At 61.5% G+C, this 17,981-nt stretch carries 16 protein-coding genes; 11 read left to right on the plus strand and 5 right to left on the minus strand.

Annotated elements, in window-relative coordinates; genetic code table 11:
• The first annotated feature begins 142 nt into the window (after positions 1-142).
• The 3 genes from I6F35_RS12960 to I6F35_RS12970 all read left to right on the plus strand — a co-directional run bounded on the left by I6F35_RS12960 (position 143) and on the right by I6F35_RS12970 (position 3,913).
• The gene (locus tag I6F35_RS12960; protein ID WP_225118057.1) at positions 143-1,558 is read left to right on the plus strand and encodes a PLP-dependent aminotransferase family protein; all 1,416 of its coding nucleotides are present in this window, start codon (positions 143-145) and stop codon (positions 1,556-1,558) included.
• Positions 1,559-1,816: 258 nt separating this feature from the next.
• Positions 1,817-2,542, plus strand: coding sequence for an alpha/beta hydrolase (locus I6F35_RS12965; RefSeq protein WP_225118058.1), 726 nt, complete (start codon positions 1,817-1,819; stop codon positions 2,540-2,542).
• 102 nt (positions 2,543-2,644) lie between these two features.
• A complete protein-coding gene (locus I6F35_RS12970; RefSeq protein WP_225118059.1) occupies positions 2,645-3,913 on the plus strand; it encodes a flavin-dependent oxidoreductase in 1,269 nt (422 codons plus the stop codon).
• A 298-nt stretch (positions 3,914-4,211) separates the two neighbouring features.
• Here I6F35_RS12970 and I6F35_RS12975 read toward each other — a convergent pair whose 3' ends face one another.
• The 3 genes from I6F35_RS12975 to I6F35_RS12985 form a co-directional block, all read right to left on the minus strand.
• Complete coding sequence (locus I6F35_RS12975) at positions 4,212-5,162, minus strand: c-type cytochrome (protein WP_225118060.1); 951 nt, start codon at positions 5,160-5,162, stop codon at positions 4,212-4,214.
• 139 nt (positions 5,163-5,301) lie between these two features.
• Entirely contained in the window at positions 5,302-6,258 is a 957-nt protein-coding gene (locus I6F35_RS12980) for a helix-turn-helix domain-containing protein (RefSeq protein ID WP_225118061.1), read from the minus strand.
• Positions 6,259-6,396: 138 nt separating this feature from the next.
• The gene (locus I6F35_RS12985; RefSeq protein WP_225118062.1) at positions 6,397-6,621 is read right to left on the minus strand and encodes a hypothetical protein; all 225 of its coding nucleotides are present in this window, start codon (positions 6,619-6,621) and stop codon (positions 6,397-6,399) included.
• A gap of 842 nt (positions 6,622-7,463) precedes the next feature.
• On the opposite strand from I6F35_RS12985, the gene I6F35_RS12990 reads away from it, so the two are divergent.
• From I6F35_RS12990 to rclC, 3 genes are all read left to right on the plus strand, one after another.
• Positions 7,464-7,850, plus strand: coding sequence for a hypothetical protein (locus I6F35_RS12990; RefSeq protein WP_225118063.1), 387 nt, complete (start codon positions 7,464-7,466; stop codon positions 7,848-7,850).
• Positions 7,851-8,222: 372 nt separating this feature from the next.
• A complete protein-coding gene (locus tag I6F35_RS12995; protein ID WP_275945454.1) occupies positions 8,223-8,528 on the plus strand; it encodes a cupin domain-containing protein in 306 nt (101 codons plus the stop codon).
• A 330-nt stretch (positions 8,529-8,858) separates the two neighbouring features.
• Positions 8,859-9,485, plus strand: coding sequence for a reactive chlorine resistance membrane protein RclC (gene rclC, locus I6F35_RS13000; protein WP_225118064.1), 627 nt, complete (start codon positions 8,859-8,861; stop codon positions 9,483-9,485).
• 635 nt (positions 9,486-10,120) lie between these two features.
• Here the strand turns inward: rclC and I6F35_RS13005 are convergent.
• The gene (locus I6F35_RS13005) at positions 10,121-11,623 is read right to left on the minus strand and encodes a PLP-dependent aminotransferase family protein (protein WP_225118065.1); all 1,503 of its coding nucleotides are present in this window, start codon (positions 11,621-11,623) and stop codon (positions 10,121-10,123) included.
• A gap of 184 nt (positions 11,624-11,807) precedes the next feature.
• Here I6F35_RS13005 and I6F35_RS13010 point away from each other — a divergent pair, with 184 nt between their 5' ends.
• Positions 11,808-12,332: a CinA family protein gene (locus tag I6F35_RS13010; RefSeq protein WP_225118066.1), complete on the plus strand. Its 525-nt coding sequence runs from the start codon at positions 11,808-11,810 to the stop codon at positions 12,330-12,332.
• The gene (locus I6F35_RS13015) at positions 12,329-13,327 is read left to right on the plus strand and encodes a GTP-binding protein (protein ID WP_225118067.1); all 999 of its coding nucleotides are present in this window, start codon (positions 12,329-12,331) and stop codon (positions 13,325-13,327) included. Before I6F35_RS13010 ends, I6F35_RS13015 begins: the two co-directional genes overlap by 4 nt.
• Here the strand turns inward: I6F35_RS13015 and I6F35_RS13020 are convergent.
• Positions 13,290-14,216 carry a ribose-phosphate pyrophosphokinase gene (locus I6F35_RS13020; RefSeq protein ID WP_225118261.1) on the minus strand — a complete coding sequence of 309 codons (927 nt, stop codon included), beginning with the start codon at positions 14,214-14,216 and terminating at the stop codon, positions 13,290-13,292. The genes I6F35_RS13015 and I6F35_RS13020 overlap by 38 nt on opposite strands.
• A gap of 182 nt (positions 14,217-14,398) precedes the next feature.
• Here I6F35_RS13020 and I6F35_RS13025 point away from each other — a divergent pair, with 182 nt between their 5' ends.
• From I6F35_RS13025 to I6F35_RS13035, 3 genes are all read left to right on the plus strand, one after another.
• Positions 14,399-15,136 (plus strand): orotidine 5'-phosphate decarboxylase / HUMPS family protein, encoded by a 738-nt coding sequence (locus I6F35_RS13025; RefSeq protein ID WP_225118068.1) that lies wholly within the window; start codon positions 14,399-14,401, stop codon positions 15,134-15,136.
• The gene (locus I6F35_RS13030) at positions 15,133-16,593 is read left to right on the plus strand and encodes an aldehyde dehydrogenase family protein (protein WP_225118069.1); all 1,461 of its coding nucleotides are present in this window, start codon (positions 15,133-15,135) and stop codon (positions 16,591-16,593) included. The genes I6F35_RS13025 and I6F35_RS13030 overlap by 4 nt, the downstream gene beginning before the upstream one ends.
• A 117-nt stretch (positions 16,594-16,710) precedes the next feature.
• Positions 16,711-17,967, plus strand: coding sequence for an amidohydrolase family protein (locus tag I6F35_RS13035; RefSeq protein ID WP_225118070.1), 1,257 nt, complete (start codon positions 16,711-16,713; stop codon positions 17,965-17,967).
• Positions 17,968-17,981 lie beyond the last annotated feature (14 nt).

A 17,981-nucleotide genomic window follows, 5' to 3' on the forward strand; every position in this document is an offset into this window, starting at 1 on the left:
AGGGCTTCTGCTTTGGACAGCCCTGCCACAAAAGATTGAGTTGCATCGGAGCCGCTCAGACCGTTGGTCATGACGAACAGATCGGTTCGCCCTGATCATAAAACAGTACCAAGATTGCCAATTTTGACTGTACCATCGCGCGATGGCCGTCCTCCCCATCCACCTTGATCGTGCCAGACGGACCCCACTGGCTGCGCAGATCTATTGCGCGATCCGGGAGGGCATCGAGAACGGGCGGCTCGCCTCCGGCGCGCGGTTGCCCTCTTGGCGCGATCTGGCCGCTCAGCTCGGCGTCTCCCGCGGCACGGTGCGCTTGGCCTACGAACGTCTCATCACGGAGCAATTCGCGGTCGGTCTCGGGCCGGCAGGCACTCGCGTCGCCGAGCGGCCGTCCCGATCCTCAGTGCCCGACTGGTCGCCGGAAGCGCCGCCTCTACCCGACCTCTTCTACGAGTTCGGCAGCGCGCCGCGGGCATTTCAGATGGGCGTGCCCTCTCAGGACGCCTTCCCGTTCAAGCTATGGTCGCGCATCCTGACGCGTCAGACCCGGCTGGCTGCGGCAGCGCCGGTGACGTATCCGGATCCGCGCGGCGATCCGGAGCTGCGAAGGGAGGTCGCGGCGTACTTGGGGCTGGCCCGCGGCATTCGGTGCAGCCCCTCTCAGGTGCTTATAACAGCCGGATTCTCCGGCGCACTCGGTTTGGCGATTCGCGGTCTTCAGCTTGAAAGGATGGGAGCTTGGATCGAGGATCCAGGCTTTCCGCTCACTCGCACCGCCCTTGGTCTCGCCGGCATTGGCGTGACAGCTGTTCGGGTCGATGCAGAAGGACTTGATGTTGCCGCTGGGGTCAAGACCGCCGGAGGAGCGGCGTTGGCCGTTGTAACACCAGGCCAGCAGGCGCCGCTTGGGATGACGATGTCGCTGCCGCGCCGGCTTGCACTGATCGCCTGGGCTCGACAGAACGACGCCTGGATCATCGAGGACGACTACCTGAGCGAGCTGCAGCTGAAAGGACGCGCGGCCCCGGCCCTTGCATCTCTGGATCATGGAGGCCGGGTGCTGCACATCGGCAGTTTCAGCAAAACGATCAGCCCGGGCCTGCGCCTTGGATTTGTGGTCGTTCCGCCGGAACTCGGTCGTCGGTTCGGTGAGCTCGCTGCTTGTTTGGCGCCGGCGCCGGCTGCGGCCGTGCAGCGCGCCGTCGCGGAATTCCTGCGGGACGGGCACTATCTTCGCCATCTGCGCCGCATGAAGCGGCTCTACGCCGCCCGACGGGAGACCCTGCTCCGTTACCTGGGAGAGATGGCGCCCGACGCGATCAAGGTGCAAGCAACCGCCGGTCTGGCAGTGGTTCTCTTGCTTCCCGAGTTTGCGGCAGACGTGGCCATCGCTTCGCGCGCGCTACAGTTCGGCCTGGCGCCGGCACCGCTGTCACCCTGGTACATGCAGCCTTCCCGACAGCAGGGATTGCTGCTCGGCGTGACCAACCTCGATGAACGGCGGCTGCCGGCGGACTGTCATCGGTTACTGGAATTGGCGCGCTTGCACGGCAACTGAACGTCAACGCCAAGTCTCGCGATGGTACATTGAGAGTTGCCGATCTTGGTACTGTTCCCGATCGGACTGCCCCCTACCTCTGATCGTTAGCACCGGCTGACTCCGATCCACAGTCACCGGTGCAGGACGTTGTGGCGATATCCTCTGCGTATTCGCCCCAGGTCCGCAATCGTTTCACTCTGGATCTGCCCAATCGCGACTTCACGCCCGACGGCGTGTGGCAGAAACAAATAGCAATATTGAACAAAGGTAGAGTGCATGGCCAACTACGTGCTTGTACACGGCGCCTGGCACGCCGGTGCCGACCTCGAAGGTGTGGCCTCCCTAATTCGGGCCATGGGGCATGACGTCCATACACCTACGATAAAGGGCAATCGACGTGGTGACTTGAAAACGGTCGGGCTGTCAGAAGCGATAGAATCCATCGTCGAATATCTGGAAGAGACCGGCAGTGAGGATGCAATACTGGTCGGGCACAGCTACGGTGGAATGGTCATTACGGGTGTGGCCGATCGCATTCTGCGCCGGATCCGGCGCCTCGTCTATTGGAACGCCTACGTTCCCAACGATGGAGAGTCGATCCAAGACATGACTTCGCCACATCAAGTCGCGGCGATAGAGGCCCTCGCAGCAGAACGGAACGACGGCTCGGTCGTATTGCCGTTCCTCTTCTTTCGTGAAACTTTCATCAATGACGGTGACCTTGAGACAGCGCAAAAAGCCTACAATAGGCTCAATCCGCACCCAATGCAGACCTTCAGGGACAAGATCTGTCTATCCACCAATCCGGCTGACATGAAAGTTGGAAAATCCTATATCAACTGCACCGAGGACACAGTGGCCTCGCATAGTCATCCCTGGCATCCGCGACTTTCGGAGAAGCTTGGACTTTTCCGCCTCATCCAGATTCCGGGGTCTCATGAAATAAGCTTCACACATCCGGAACGGATAGCGAGGGCTATCGTAGAGGCCGGCCGCGACTAAGCCAGATGTCAATCTCGTAATCGAGTTTGTCGCTTCCGGGAGGACGCTGCCAGCGGCCGAACCGCAACAGCTCGGCAAATTCCGTGACGAAAGACGACCCGGATGAACAAGGAGCATGAGCCACCGACCAACAGCGTGCCGCGTAAGCGCCGCGTTCTTATTGCGGGAGGGGGAATCGGCGGGCTGACACTGGCATTGTCGCTGCACCAGTTGGGCGTTCCTTGCACCGTCTTCGAGGCCGCCACGGAACTCCGGGAGCTCGGCGTGGGCATAAATGTCCTGCCACACAGCGCCCGAGTGCTCATGTCGCTCGGCCTGTTGGGCGAGCTCGACGATATCGCCATCCGCACGCGCGAACTGCGATATGTGAATCACCTTGGACAGCAGATATGGGTTGGTGAGTGTGGCCTCTGGGGCGGGCACGATATGCCTCAGCTCTCAATCCATCGTGGCAGGTTGCACCGCGTTCTGTGGGGAGCGGCGCAGGAGCGTTTGCCAGCCGGCAGCTTGCGCAAAGGCCACCGCTTGCAGGATTTCACTCAGGATAGCGACGGCGTCATGGCACGCTTCACGCTGGCCGACGGCACCGAAGTGGAGGAGCATGGCGATGTGCTGGTAGGTGCTGATGGCATCCACTCAGTACTGCGGGCCCTGCTGCATCCTGCGGACGGCGGCATCCGCTGGCAAGGCAGTCAGCTGTGGCGAGGAGCCGTGGATTGGCCTGTTTTCGAGGGCGGCAATGTCATGCTGATCGCCGCCGATTCGATGGCCAAGCTGACCGTCTATCCGATCGCCGAAGGCAGATCGGCGGGAACGCAACTGACCAACTGGGTGATGAACGGGAAGGTGGCGAACGGCGAATTGCCGCCGCCCCGGCGTGAAAACTGGTCTCGCCCCGGCAAGCTCGAGGAGGTGCTGCCGTTCGCGAAGCGCCTGCGGATACCCTTCCTCGATGTCGAGGCGCTGATCCGGGCCACGCCGCAGTTTTTTGAGTACCCGGAGTGCGATCGCGATCCGCTTCCCTGGTGGACTCAGGGGCGCGTAACACTGCTGGGCGATGCGGCGCATCCCATGTATCCCACCGGCTCAAACGGGTCAGCCCAGGCCATTCTCGATGCGAAGTGCCTGGCGAGCCTCTTATCCGAACTCGCACCTGAGGCGGCGCTCAGCGCCTATGAGGCCGAGAGACTGCCCAAGACTGCCGAGGTCGTGCGCAATAATCGCAGAGGCGGGCCCGAGCGCGTGCTCGATCTGGTGGCCGAGCGCGCGCCGGAAGGCTTTAACTGCCTGGAGGACGTGATCACATCCGCAGAGCTCGCTGACATCGTTGGCGGCTATGCGCGATTAACAGGACTCGCCGACCATAAGTAGCACTTGCAGGAACTCTTATCGAGGGTTCGAGAAGATACGTGGATACCGCCGCGGCGCGATCCTCTTTATCTGCACATCTCGCGACGATCATCAAATCAGCATCCGGAAAAGGCCTTCTTACCACGGCGCGCGACCCGTTCCTCGTCCGTCGTCAGTAGCACGGGCAGAATCGCTCGCGGCCGCGATGCAGCGACGCAGGTCGAGTACGACGTTTATGAATGCGCCGGCCCGCGCGATCGCACGCCGACGACTCTGTCGGCCGGCTCCATTGTGCTGATGCTCGCAAATACCACCGGCATTACGAGTTGGGCATATGCGTCAGATACTGATAGATCGCGGCCAGTTCGTCATCATCCATTTTTCCGACGGAACGCCACGGCATTTGCTCGCTGATCTGGTGACCGTTGGGATCGATGCCCGTGCGCATGGCTGCAATGAACCCGGCCAGCGTCCAGTCCTTGACCAGATTCAGGTCTGGTCCGAGGGGCGCCAACTGCCCGGGCACGCCGCCGGTCAGGTTCTCGCCGTGGCAGGCACGGCAGTCCTGATACGCCAGGATGTACTCGCCAAACTCAAACGTCGGCCCTTTCAACGGCCCTGAGATATGTCCGGTGATGATCGGCTGGCCGCTTGGCAGCATGCCAGCACCGAGCATGGCAAGGCCGAGCATATTCATGTGATCGGGCGGATCCGGCGTCGGGTTTCCTGCCGCAGCTACGCTACGAATATACGCGATCACAGCCTTGATGTCGTCGTCGCTCAGTCGGCCGGCCCTGACGTAGGACATCATTGTCAGCCATCGGCCCTCGGCATCAACGCCGTTGCGAATGGCACGGAAGATCTCGCCATCCGACCAGTGCTTCAATGGCCCGGCCGGAGTAAGATTTGCGGCCACGAACGACCCGATTGGAACCTGCAGTTCTACGGCCAGATCGTAGCCGCCGGTGAGCGTGCCCGTGTGTGAATGGCAGGCGCCACAAAGACCGTCGGCGATGTCCTTGCCACGCGCAATGAGTTCCGGCGTAGCTGCAACCTTGATATCCGGGATGGGAGCCGAGCGGCTGTGCTGCTTGATCATCCCGAGCGACGTGAGCCCGCTGGCGCACAACATCGCAAGGGACAGCAGCGCCAACAGACCTGCGCCACCCCATTTGACGATGCGGTTTTTGACACGCCAGGTGCGGAAACCAGACCAGGCCAACAAGGCGGCGGTGGCCGTCAAAGCCGCCAGCCCAACGATGTTCTGCATTGCTTCTCCTAGACGATGATGCGCACGGGACCGTGAACTGACCTGAATCGAATTTGCCCGCGCTGACGACAAATCCCTCCACGCCACCGTCGGCGGCGTGCCATCGAGGCTAGGCGACTGAGCGGCCGACGTCGTGGGCCTAACGCGCCCTTTCGTGCCTTGCGTCACGCACCGGGTTGACGTCTTCGCCCTGCTCATGAACGCCGGGTGCGTGACCGAACCGTTGGCGGAATGCACGGGCGAAACTAGTGTAATCGCGATACCCGCAAGCGTAGGCTATCGTGCTCAGAGGCTGGCCCGACTTCGTCGCCCCGCGGCGCTTAATAGTGCGCGCAGCTTGATCCAGGCGCACTGATTGAATGAAGCCGCGGCACGTACAGCCGCGGTTCGTGAACAGTTTTTGAAGGTAACGTAGCGAAATACCGAGCTCGGCAGCAATCTCACACGGACCGAGATCCGGGTCGGCAAAGCGCTCCTTGATGACATCGCAGATGCGCTTAAACAACCTATCCGAATGAAGCGAGCCTGGTGCTGGATCCGCCGGCGCGAATACCGCTCCGAGCAGATCGTAAACCGCTAACTGCATATAGTTGGCAGCCGACGTCGGCATAGGCTGCTCGTCGTCGACGGCGTCCAGAACGAATTGGAACAGCAGGCGTGATGCACGCGTTCCAGAGTGGCCAGGAAAGCCGCCGCGTGGCTCGAACCCAAGGGCGAAGATCAGAGACTGACGAGGTAACTGCAGAGAAAGCCACTCTTCATGACCATCACTAAGGTACGTCACCGGGCGGGTCGAATCTATGAATGCGACATCTCCCACCGCTAGCTCTACGGCCTGATCATTCTGAACGATCGTTGATCGTCCATCGACTTGAAATACGGCGTAGCAGTGATCAACGCCATCAAGGCGAATATCCTTTTGTGTCCGTTCGCAACGGTGTGTCCGTTGGCAATGGCGAATATTGTTGCTGATTTCCGACGCATTAAGTCCGAAGATGCTACGGGAGCGAACTCTGCCGGCAAAGATTCTAGGATCGTCTACCGCGTACAGCCCAAAGTTCGGGCGCAACAGATCCCGCCACTGTTCGTAATTCAACTCCGGCGTCTTGAGTAGGGCAGCACTCCGCATTGTCACCTAGACCCTTTGAGACTTGTGTTTTGTAGGCGCCCGACGCATCCAAGCGAGGATCCCTATCACCGTCGTCGGAGCGGATTGACAGCCGTCGCAAAACGCTCAACTGCTCCACGGAGCGTCGTGCAGGTCATGCAACAACGCCGAGACATAGAGTAGCTCGTCATCGAACTCTAGGTTCTGGCGGATTCCCTTCAACGCACCGAACACAATCAGCCGAACCGAGTGGTTGAACAACGTCCGGCTTTCGTGTTTTTGCACGGATCCGGCGGCCTCGCGCGCCATGCTGCTATCGGGATTTTTGTTGCCAGAAACAACATCGGCCATCGTCGGAGCCCAATCTCAGTATCTCTATTGCTGGTACAGTGCTAGATGCGCTCCGGTTGATTATAAAACAGTACTAAGAACGCCAATTTTGCCTGTACCATCGCGCGATAGCGCGCGGTTGGCCTCTTGGCGCGATCTGCTCAGCTCGGCATCTCGCACGGCACCGAGGGGCCGGCCTACGGACTCTCGTCGCGGAGGAATTCGCGATCGGCCTCGGGGCTGGGGCAGGAACTCGTGCAGGACGACACCCTCTCTCTTTTTCCTGCCGGCGCGAGGCTGTCTATCAAAGACGGCTCCTGCGGCGCATGTCCGGAAGGGTCACAGGCGGTGATATTTGCAGAGAGCAAATTACGTCGGCTTGTCCTTCAGATACGAGACCTCAGCGAGGCAGACCGGATCCCGCCGGCTGAGGCCGAGAAGAGCGGCTCGGCGCTAAGTCGGTAGGTTTGAGCTGCTCAGATCGCGCTGTCGTTCAGGCTATTCAACGATCGCTTAAGCTTCCTGACTGACCGACCGCATGCAGCCTTAGCGGCTCGTCTGGTCTGTTCGACGCTGCATCTCCTGAAATGGCGTTCTGGCGTGACGGATCATGCAATGCGGGCGGCAAGCCCCCTAATGCTGCCGTCCTTTGTGCTCAAGCCATCGAACGGCAGCATGCATCAAGCTGGTGCAACAGGGCACGGTGCAATCAGAATTACCAATCTTGGTCCTGTTTAAATGAGTCGGATGAGCACATCTCTTCTAAGAAATGAGCAGACGAGCAAAGCCGGAAGCGTGATCAAGATGATCGCAATCCTGTTAGCGCGACGCCGACAACTCAAAATCTTGTGAGAAATTCCAGGATGACGCAACGCATGAATTATCGGAACGCGATGCCGGCCGCTGGTCGCGAGAAAGATGTCATAATCCGCGGCGGATCCGCTATTTCACCGATCGAGATCGAAAGGGCGTTGCTGAGCCATCCACTGGTGCGCGATGCGGCGGTCTTTGGAGCGCCGGATCCCGTGCTAGGCCAGCGTGTGGCGGCCGTGGTGGAGCTTGAAGCCGATGTTGACTACGCGGCAATCGATAACATTCTGGGCGCCACCAGGGAGCAGCTTCCGGATTACAAAGTGCCGGAGCTGCTGGTGGCGCTTGATGCTGTGCCGCGCGACCCGCTCGGGAAGATTGACCGCCAAGCGTTGGCTCAAGTTGTTCTCGGCGTGCCAGCTCATCAGCGTTTGCAGTGAGAACTGCGCCAGGCGACGAGAACGCAGGCGGCGTGGTGAGCTGCCAACTCGGATCGCGAGCATCGGTTTGGAGAGAAGCGGGCGTGTCGTCTGTAATGAGGTACAGAGCATCATATGAAAATCGTCATCGCTAGAACGCCTGCACCAGGTCATGTCAATCCAGTGCTTGGAATTGCGCACATTCTGATTGACGAAGGCCACAAGGTCGTTGCGTTCACAGGAAGCGCCTTTAAAGACCGCGTCGAAAGCAGGTGCCGCCTTTCGACCGATCCCTTTTTGCGCCGATCAGGATCTGGTGGATCCGTTTGCGAAGCACCCTGAACTGAAAACTCTGCCTCCGGGGTTGTATTGCTCCGCGTCGTCATAGAGGGCTTGTTCATCGACACCATTCCCGCGCAACACGCGGGCGTGTTTGCCGGCCAGGGGCAGGCCCGAACGTTCGATCTGCAGGCCGGCGATGTCGGCTACGTGCCGGTGGCGATGGGCCACTACCTCGAGAACACGGGGTCGAACACGCTGCGATTCCTCGAAACGTTCAAGAGCGACCGCTTTGTCGACTTTTCTCTGGACACGTGGATGGCGGCGACACCGCCGGAACTGGTGCAGGCGCATCTAAACCTGGATCCACAAGTGATGAATAGGCTGCGCAAGACCAAGGCTCTGGTCGTGCCGGAATAACCGCCTATGTCGGAATGCATCGCGGCGCACTCGTCCGGCGCCGACAGTGAAGCAGGGCTCTGGCGGCCCACAGTTGCGGTCGCCAGAGCCCTGTGTATCTCGCCTCAGCTGCAAGCCACAGGGCCTGCTTGTGAAAGCGGCGTATGCAAGCAGCGTTAGAGATGCCGAATGCCGCGGGTCACAACCATGGAAGCTGCACCCGATATCCTCGTTTTTTGGGTACGCGCAGCAAGCCGTGTGATTTGAAAAGAACATTCAGGTTGTTGAAATACGACACAGGCCGGGTGCCGCAACCTGATCATGCTCGATGTAATGGATGAGGAAAACGTCATGATCGGCTCTCTCCGTTTCCTGCTTGAATGGATCGCGAACTCCGACAAGGCAGGTATGCAGGTGACGCGCGTTGCGATTGCTATCGTCTTCCTGTGGATCGGCGCGCTCAAGTTCGCCCCCTACGAAGCCGACAGTATCACGCCGTTCGTTGCAAACAGCCCGTTCTTGTCATTTTTTTACAAGCATCCCGATCAGTACAAGGCCCACCTCACGAGGGAAGGAGAGTTGAAGCCGGCTGATAGAGCCTGGCAGACCGAAAACAATACCTACCGATTCTCGAACGGATTGGGCTCAGTTGAGATCATAATTGGCCTGCTAACATTGGTCGGGCTTTTTTCGCGTCGATACGGAATGTTGGGAGCGATATTGGCCTTCCTCACGCCGTTCGTGACGTTGTCGTTCCTGATCACGACGCCTGAGGTCTGGGTCTCGGCGCTCGGCGATACGCCACATGGCTTCCCTTGGCTCTCGGGCGCCGGTCGGCTGGTGATAAAGGACGTCATGTTGTTGGCCGGCGGCTGGCTCATCATGACCGACAGCGCCCGCGCTTTGCTCGAGGTCGGCCGGCAGCCTGCTTCTGATCTGGGAGGCGTCCGCCATTTTCTCGGCGCGGGGAAACTGTAAGTGGTGAAGCTCCGACTCGCGGAGCATCACGTTCCTTTGATGCCGGGTCACGTGGCGAGGCACGAGGACGCCCCTGGGCCCCGGCGGTGGGTTCCACCGTTGTTCGCTCATAGCCAGGTGTTAGTCGGGAAAACGCTGGCGCAAGCTTGCTCTTGGCGAGAGAGGGGCTGCAAGCCCTGGAGCCGTGTGAGCCAATCCGGGATCGCCAGCCGGACATTGCTACTCAGTAGTATCCGATCGCGGCGGAAGGTGCGTGGAGCGTGACACGGTTGAGCTGTAGCCGCGGGATACTCCCTCAGCAAGGTGCGGCCACGCACAAAAAAATCCCGCTTCGCGACCAGCACGATGCGGCCGTCCGGATGATCGGACTCCATGCCCTCGCGTGGGTTAGGTCCCAGGCGCTACCATCCTTTGTCGACCATTCGGCAGGTGCAAATGCATAGAATGCAAGCGGCACTGTCATGTCGCGCATTCCGCGCGCCGCCCGCGCCTTCATTTGAACCAATGCCCGCGAAAGAAAATCTCTGTTTGCTCGCGAGAGGGTAGCGGCGTAGCCCGGCGTAGAAATCGCCGGGCTTATACTCGCATCCGGTTTGGCGATTGTATCGTGCAATCAATCCAGGCTGACAGTGTGCCTAGATCGGTGCAAGCAGTGTGCGGAAGCTCCGCGCGCCGGGCTGCAGCATGTCGTTGACCGCCAGAACCTCCGCGAGGCGATCGATTCCGGCGCGTATCTGATCTTCAGTAAGTGACGCGTAGCCGAGCAGAAGCCAGTTCGTCTCGAAGTGGTCCCCATCGTATTCGTGGCCGCCGCCTGATTGCACGGTGTAAACCCCGATATTGCGGGTGCGGGCGATGGCCTTTATGTTGTGAGCCGGCGCCAGTGAGGCCGGCAGCCGCCAAGCCACGTGCGTACCGGCCTCCGTTCCCATCAAATCGGCGTCGCCGAACCGTTCGCGCATCCGCGCGATCAGTGCATTGCGTCGCGCATAGTAGTGCTGCTGGCAACGCCGCAGATGCCGCACGAACCCGCCGCCCTGCATGAAGCGCGCCAGGGCGGCCTGTTCGAGCCAGACCTGGCCATTGTCGAGCAGTGCCTTGGCGGTCGCCGCGGCATCGACGAGATGCTCCGGAAAAATCGCAAAGCCCGTGCGCAGCCCGGCGCCGAGCGACTTCGAGAACGTACCGAGATAGATGACATGGTCCGGTGCCAGCGCCTTCATCGCCGGGAGCGGAGCGCCGTCGTAGCGAAACTCGCTGTCGTAATCGTCCTCGATCAGATGAGCGCCGCTCTGCTGCGCCCAGCGAGCGATCGCCCGTCGCCGCTCCAGCGACAGCGTCGCGCCCGTTGGAAACTGGTGCGACGGCGTCAGGTAAGCGAGCTTGGCATTGGTTTGGACAACCTTTTGGGCGTCGATGCCGGCGCGATCGACCGCGATCGGCAGCAGCCGCATGCGATAGCTTTCGAACAGGTAGGCCGCGCCCTGGTTGCACGGGTTCTCGACGGCGATCTCGTCATCGGGAGACGCAAGAAGGCGCAGCACCAAATTGAGTGCAAGCTGTGCGCCGGCAACGATCACGACCTGCTCGGGGCGCACCCGGAACCCGCGCGTCGTTCCGACGTGCTCGGCGATCTCGATACGCAGCGGCATCAATCCGCATGGATCGCCATATTCGGTCAGGTTGTATCCGGCCGCAGCTAGCGACTGCATGATGAGGCGTCGCCAGGTTTTCAGAGGAAAAGCGCGCGGGTCCGTTCGCTGGGTCCAGAAATCGATCGGAATGTTCGAATTGTTGAGGATCGCGTGCGGCCGTCCGGTGAAGACAGGAGCGGTGCGGGCGTCGAAGGCTTCAGTGACGGTATCGCCGGTCTTGTCCGTCGAGACGGTGCGATCCGGCAGGACATCGGCGACGAAGGTGCCAACCATCGGCTTGGCGACGAGGTAACCTTCGTTGATCAGGCGCTCGTAGCCGAAGATCACGGAATTACGTGACACCTTTAGCTGGGCAGCGAGCAGCCTCGACGACGGCACGGATGCGCCGGCCCGGAGCGTGCCAGCCACGATCTGCTCGCGGATCCGCTGATAGATCTGTTCCTGCAAGCTCTCCGCACCATTGCGGTCGAGCGTAATCAGCACCTCAGTCCCCATTCATTGCGTCGAGCATGGCGAAACCATAGTCGGCCCAGCGCCAAGTTCAAGTCACTCCGCGCAGGTCCAGTTCGTAATGATGTTCTAGAACCACCCGCAGCCGCTCGTTGACTTCAAAGGCCGCCGACATTCATCGTTGGAAGAACCAACTACATGTGAGCCTGTAATGCCGATGAACCAGTTGTTCTTGAACGAAGGGCAGACGATTTTTCCTCCGGCGCTGCTCGATGCGGCCGCCGCCGCGCTCGACGCCGCAAAGCGAAGGGGCGTCCGCCTCGCCGCCGCTGAAACGGTGACCGCCGGTCTCGTAAGTTCCTGTCTGACGTCGGTCTCGGGCGCGTCGCAGATATTCGATCGGGGCTATATCCTGTATCACGAGAGTGCGAAGGCAACCGGCCTCGGGGTCGCGCAAGAGGTTTCAGCCCAGCATGGCGCTGTCAGCGCCGAGGTGACACAGGGACTGGCTGAAGGCCTGTTGTCAAACTCCGGTGCGGCTGTCACGGTTGCCGTTACAGGCTACGCCGGTCCTGGCGGGGGCAATGCGAGGAATCCGGTGGGCACGATCTATATCGCAGCGGCCCGCAAGAATGCGCCGATCATGGCGGAACGCCACGTATTTTCAGGAAGCCGCGACAACGTGCGTCTGTCGGCGGTCGCTGCCGCCATCCGTCTCCTGCAGAAACAGATCGAGGCATGAACCGCATCCCGCTGGTCCTGCTGACGGGCTTTCTCGGGTCGGGCAAGACGACGATGCTGAATGCGCTGCTGGCGAGCGATGAGTTCCGCGAGACTGCGGTCGTGATCAACGAGTTCGGTGAAGTCGGCCTCGACCATCTGCTCGTCGAGCAGGGCGCGGATACGGTAATGCTGCTCGAGGGAGGCTGCCTGTGCTGTCGCGCCAGGGGCAGCCTCGCGCCGACGCTGGAAGGCCTGCTGCGGCGCAGCCGCGACGGGTGCCTCCCGCCGTTCAAACGGGTTGTCGTCGAAACCAGCGGGCTGTCGGATCCAGCAACCGTGCTGGAGGGTCTGATTTTGGATGCCTTCTTCAACCATCGCATCTCGCTGTCCGGAGTCGTCACCGTCGTCGACGGCCGTGCGTTTCTGCGTACGGTCGAGGCGCACATCGAGGCACGGATGCAGGTGGCGCTGGCCGACCGGCTGTTGATTTCGAAGGCCGATATCGCTGATGCCGACGATATGACCGCCGTCCAGCAGGTTCTGACCGCCATCAATCCGCATGCCCGACAGTCGGTGATGCACCCACGAGCAATGACCATGGACATGTTCTGGCCGAGCGCGCTGGACCTGCCGCGGTCGTTGATGCAGCCCTTGGGGGCGATGTGTTCGGCCGAGCCTGCGCCACTCGCGACGGCCTCGCTCACGTTCGATGGCGCGATCGCGCCCGACCTGCTGGAAGCCTGGCTCGATCACACGATTGGATTGTTGGGATCGATGTTGCTGCGGATGAAGGCGATGCTGGATATCGAAGGCGCACCCGGTCCGACGGTTCTCCACGTCGTGCAGGGCTTGCTGCACCAGCCGGTCGACCTTACGGAATGGCCGGTCTCGGAGCAACGCAACAGGATCGTGCTGATCGGACGTGATGTCGAGGAGCAGATACTCGTCGATGCGCTGGCGCGGCTGCAAGAAACCATCAGGCAAACAGGGAGGATACCGAGCGCTGTTCACTGATCCGGAGTATTGCCTCGCCGATCAGCGGGGCGGCCGAGACGTGGCGGAGTTTCGGGCCGTGTCCATTCGTTTCCTCGATGCTGTCGGTCACCGTCAACGACGTGAGACGCGAAGCCTCGATTCTATTCTCCGCGGCGCCGGACAGCACGCCGTGGGACGCATATGCGCAGACCGCGGTGGCGCCGCGATCGAGCAGCGCATCGGCCGCGTTGCACAGCGTACCGCCGGAATCGACGATGTCGTCGACCAGGATACAGACCTTTCCTTCGACTTCGCCGATCACGTTCATCACTTCGGAAAGGCCGGCCTGCGGCCGTCGCTTGTCGATGATCGCGAGGGGAGCGCCGATCCGTTGCGCAAGCAGCCGGGCACGCACGACGCCGCCGATGTCGGGCGAGACCACCACCGTATTGCCGGGCACAAAGCGGTCGGCAATGTCCCGCGCGAACAGTGGCGCTGCGAACAGATTGTCGGTCGGAATATCGAAGAAGCCCTGAATCTGGCCGGCATGAAGATCAAGCGTCAGGATTCGATTGGCGCCCGCGATGGTGAGCAGATTGGCGACGAGCTTGGCCGAAATCGGCGTCCGTGGGCCGCTCTTCCGATCCTGCCTGGCATATCCGAAATAGGGGATTACCGCGGTGATACGCCGCGCCGATCCGCGGCGCAGCGCGTCGATGCCGATCAGCAGTTCCATCAGGTGATCGTTCGTCGGTGCGGCGGTCGGCTGGACGACAAAGATGTCGGCGCCACGAACGTTGTCGAGCACCTCGACATAGATCTCGGCGTCGGCGAAGCGCCGCACGTCCGCCTTGACCGGAGAAAGTTTGAGGTGATCGCAAATCCTGTTGGCAAGGGTCCGGTTGGCGTTGCAGGCGAGGATCATCATGAGGCGGCGTCGTCTCCCGATCACTTTCACCTATCCGTTCGAGACGGGCAATTTCAGCGCCAGTGGCTCCTCAACTCATGGAGCCAGACTGCGCGCTGGTACCAAGAACGAGTCATGCAGCGGACCTTGGGGGCGGCGAGACAGCGGCCTAGCGTCCTCCGATACGTCATCGAGAGGATCACATGGCAAAAATGTTGAAGGGCGAGGTGGGCATCGTGCCGGCGCTCGACATCGATTCCCACGACCAACTCGAACTGGTGGTGCGCGAAACCTCGAAGCGCGAGGGTGTTGCCGGCTACAAGCTCGGCCTGACTTCGGTGATGCGGTTTGGACTGAAGGAATCGATGCGCCGGTTGCGCGATCTCACGGATCTGCCGATTCTCTACGACCACCAAAAGGCCGGTCCGGACATGCCGGACATGGCGACCAAGTACACCGCGATGTGCAAGGACGCCGGTGTCGACGGATTGATTCTGTTCCCGGTGGCTGGGCCGACCGCGGTCGACGCCTTCGTGGGCAAAGCGATCCATGCTGGCATCGTGCCGGTGGTGGGCGGGGAAATCCCGGTGTCGGACTATGGCGTATCCGGAGGCGGATACATGCTGGACGACGTGCTCGATCGCATCCTGGCGCGCGCCGTGGCCATCAAGGCGAACCATTTTGTGTTGCCGGCGCACGACGTCGGCAAGATCACGCGCTGGTCCAGGTGGATTGCCGCGAACGTCCAGTCGTCCGTTGTGTTGCTGACCGGCTTCGGTGCGCTCGGCGGCAGCATCGAGACCTCGTTCGTGGCCGCGGAGGCTTGTCCGCGGCGTTTCGCCATCGTCGGCCGTCTGATCACCGGCGCCAAGGTCCCGGGCGATGCAGCGGCACGGATGTTCGAGCAGATGCAGGCCACCAGGGCGCTGGCATCAAGATGATCGCTGCACTCCCGCCGGTCCGGTTCACGCCATTCATCGGCGGTGGCTTTCAAAAGTCCGACGAGAGCGAAGAGGCGATCCTGGATCCAGCGACTGGCGACCTCCTCGCCCGTGTCGCGCCAGCCAGCTCGGGACAGGTCGTCGAAGCGATCGCTGCAGCTCGCCATGCCTTCGATGAAGGCGGCTGGCCGCGGATGCCGGTGTTCGAGCGTGGGCAAGTGTTGCGCGCAATCGCCGACGGCATCATGGCGAGAGCCGAGGATTTTGCGCTGCTGGAGGCCGTGAACGCCGGCAAGCCGATCAGCGGGGCCCGGCGCGAGGTCGCCGGCGCCGCCCGCGTGTTCAGCTACTACGCCGGCGCGATGGACAAGTTCTTCGGCGACACCATACCGGTCGCTGATAGCCTGCTGAACTTCACCCTGCGCGAGCCGCTCGGTGTGGTCGCGCAAATCACGCCATGGAACTTTCCGTTGCTCGCGGCGGCATGGAAGCTGGCACCGGCGCTCGCCGCAGGCTGCGCCTGCCTGCTGAAGCCGTCGCCGCTGACGCCGCTGTCAACACTGCTGCTGGCGGAGGTCATCGCCGATTGCGGCGTGCCGCCCGGCGTCGTCAACGTTCTCCCCGGCGGCGCAGAGATCGGGCAATTGCTCGCCGAGCATGAGGCCATTGACGGCATTTCCTTCACCGGGTCGACGGCCGTCGGCATTGCGGTGATGCGAGCGGCCGCCAGCACCATCAAGCGTGTTGCACTGGAGCTTGGCGGCAAGAACGCATGCATTGTGTTCGCCGATGCGGACATCGGCAAGGCGGCCCGGAGTGCGGTCGGCGCCGTCTTCGGCAATGCCGGCCAGTCCTGCTCGGCCCGGTCCCGCTTGCTTGTCCAGAGGCCGGCCGTTGAAGCGCTCACAAAGGCGCTGGTGGACGAGGTCGCCGGCCTGAAGCTCGGTTCGCCATTGGATCCCGCAACCACGCTGGGACCGTTGATCTCCGCGGCCCATTGGCACCGTGTCGACCAGTGCGTCCGTAAGGCCGAACAGGATGGCGCCCGGCTGGTGACCGGTGGTTGCCGCCCCGCTGGTCTGCCGAACGGCAACTTCTACCTTCCCACGATCTTCGCGCATGTGGCGCCGGAACTCGGGCTCTATCGCGACGAGGTCTTCGGCCCGGTCTGCAGCATCACGCCGTTCGACACCGAAGCTGACGCAATTGGCATGGCAAATGCTTCTGCCTACGGATTGAACGGCTCGGTCTGGTCGCGTGACATCGGCCAGGCACTGCGCGTGGCGAAGGCCGTACGGACTGGGATGATAGCCGTCAATGGATTGCCGAGTGCCAGCTCCATCAGCGTCTTCGCGCCGTTCGGCGGCTACAAGCGCTCCGGACTTGGCCGCGAATTGGGGATGAGCGCGCTGTCCTTCTACACCGAGACGAAGACCGTCACCGTCGACCTGACCTGACGGGACAGACTGTCGCACGGGACCAGTCCGGTGGACCCATGGATTGAACGGCACTTGGTACTTCGCCCCGGTTTCGGCCCTGTTAGCCTTTCTTTTAGAGAACGAAGGACGTTTCTGATGCTGTCTGCGATTGTCGGTGGCACCTTGATCGATGGACTCGGAGGTGATCCGATCAAGTCCGGCACCGTGCTGATCGAGAACGGGAGAATAATTGCTGCGGGCTCCGCGGACAAAATAGCGGTTCCTTTCGGCGCACAGCGGCTCGACGCGTCAGGACGTACTATTCTTCCTGGCTTCATTGATTGTCACGTGCACGGCACATATCGCGCACGCGACATGCGCCAGCATCTGCTCAACACACCGACCTACAACGTCCTACGCTCGATCGAAATCTTTCGGGAGACCCTGGCCTGTGGAATTACGACCGCGCGCGACATGGGCGGAGCTGATGCCGGATTCCGTGCCGCGATCGAAGAAGGGTTGATCGACGGTCCCCGCCTCTTGATCTCGCTCGGCATGATCTCGCAGACCGGCGGTCACGGCGACTATTGGGTGCCGGCCGACATGCGCATCAAGAAGCGCGCCTGGCTGCCCGATACGGTCGCCGACGGCGTCGAGGATATCCGGCGGCTGGTTCGCGAGCTGCTGATGCGCGGCGCAGACTTCATCAAGATCTGCGCGACCGGCGGCATCACCTCGGTCACCGATAGCTGGGATGAGCCGCAGTTCACCATCGAGGAAATCCGCACGGCGGTCCAGGAAGCGGCCGCCAAGCGGCGACGCGTTGCGGTGCATGCCGAAGGCATCGACGGCATCCGCAATGCGGTGAAGGCCGGCATCCACACGCTCGAACATGGCTGGTTCCTCGACGAAGAATCCGCCGACGAGATGATCAAAATGGACACGTGGTGGGTGCCGACGCTGGCGCTGGTGCCGCTGTCGATCAAGAAGCGGGCCGACGACAAATCCTGGGCCGGGCACCAGATGGGCCAGGAAGACGTGAAGGACAAAGAGATCCACAACCTGATGCAGGACCAGATCCCGATCTGGAAGGAAGCGGTCCGGCGCGGCGTCAAAGTGGCCATGGGTACCGATCAGTCGCATCGCCTGCTGGTTGGCGAGAACATGATGGAACTGAAATTCATGGTGGACTGGCTTGGCATGGCCCCGATGGACGTGATCGTCGCATCGACCAGCAAGGCCGCGGAATGCATCGAGCGGCCCGAGCTTGGAGCGCTTGCTCCCGGCAGGATAGCCGATGTCCTCGTCGTCGATGGCGATCCGCTCGCGGACATCCGCGTGATGGAGGATCGCTCGCGGCTGCACCTCGTCATGAAGGCCGGAAAGGCCTTCACCAACAAGCTTTCTTCCTAGTCAGAGGGGCGATC

The sequence above is a fragment of the Bradyrhizobium sp. BRP22 genome (genome assembly GCF_020194175.1).
Taxonomy (GTDB): Bacteria; Pseudomonadota; Alphaproteobacteria; order Rhizobiales; family Xanthobacteraceae; genus Bradyrhizobium.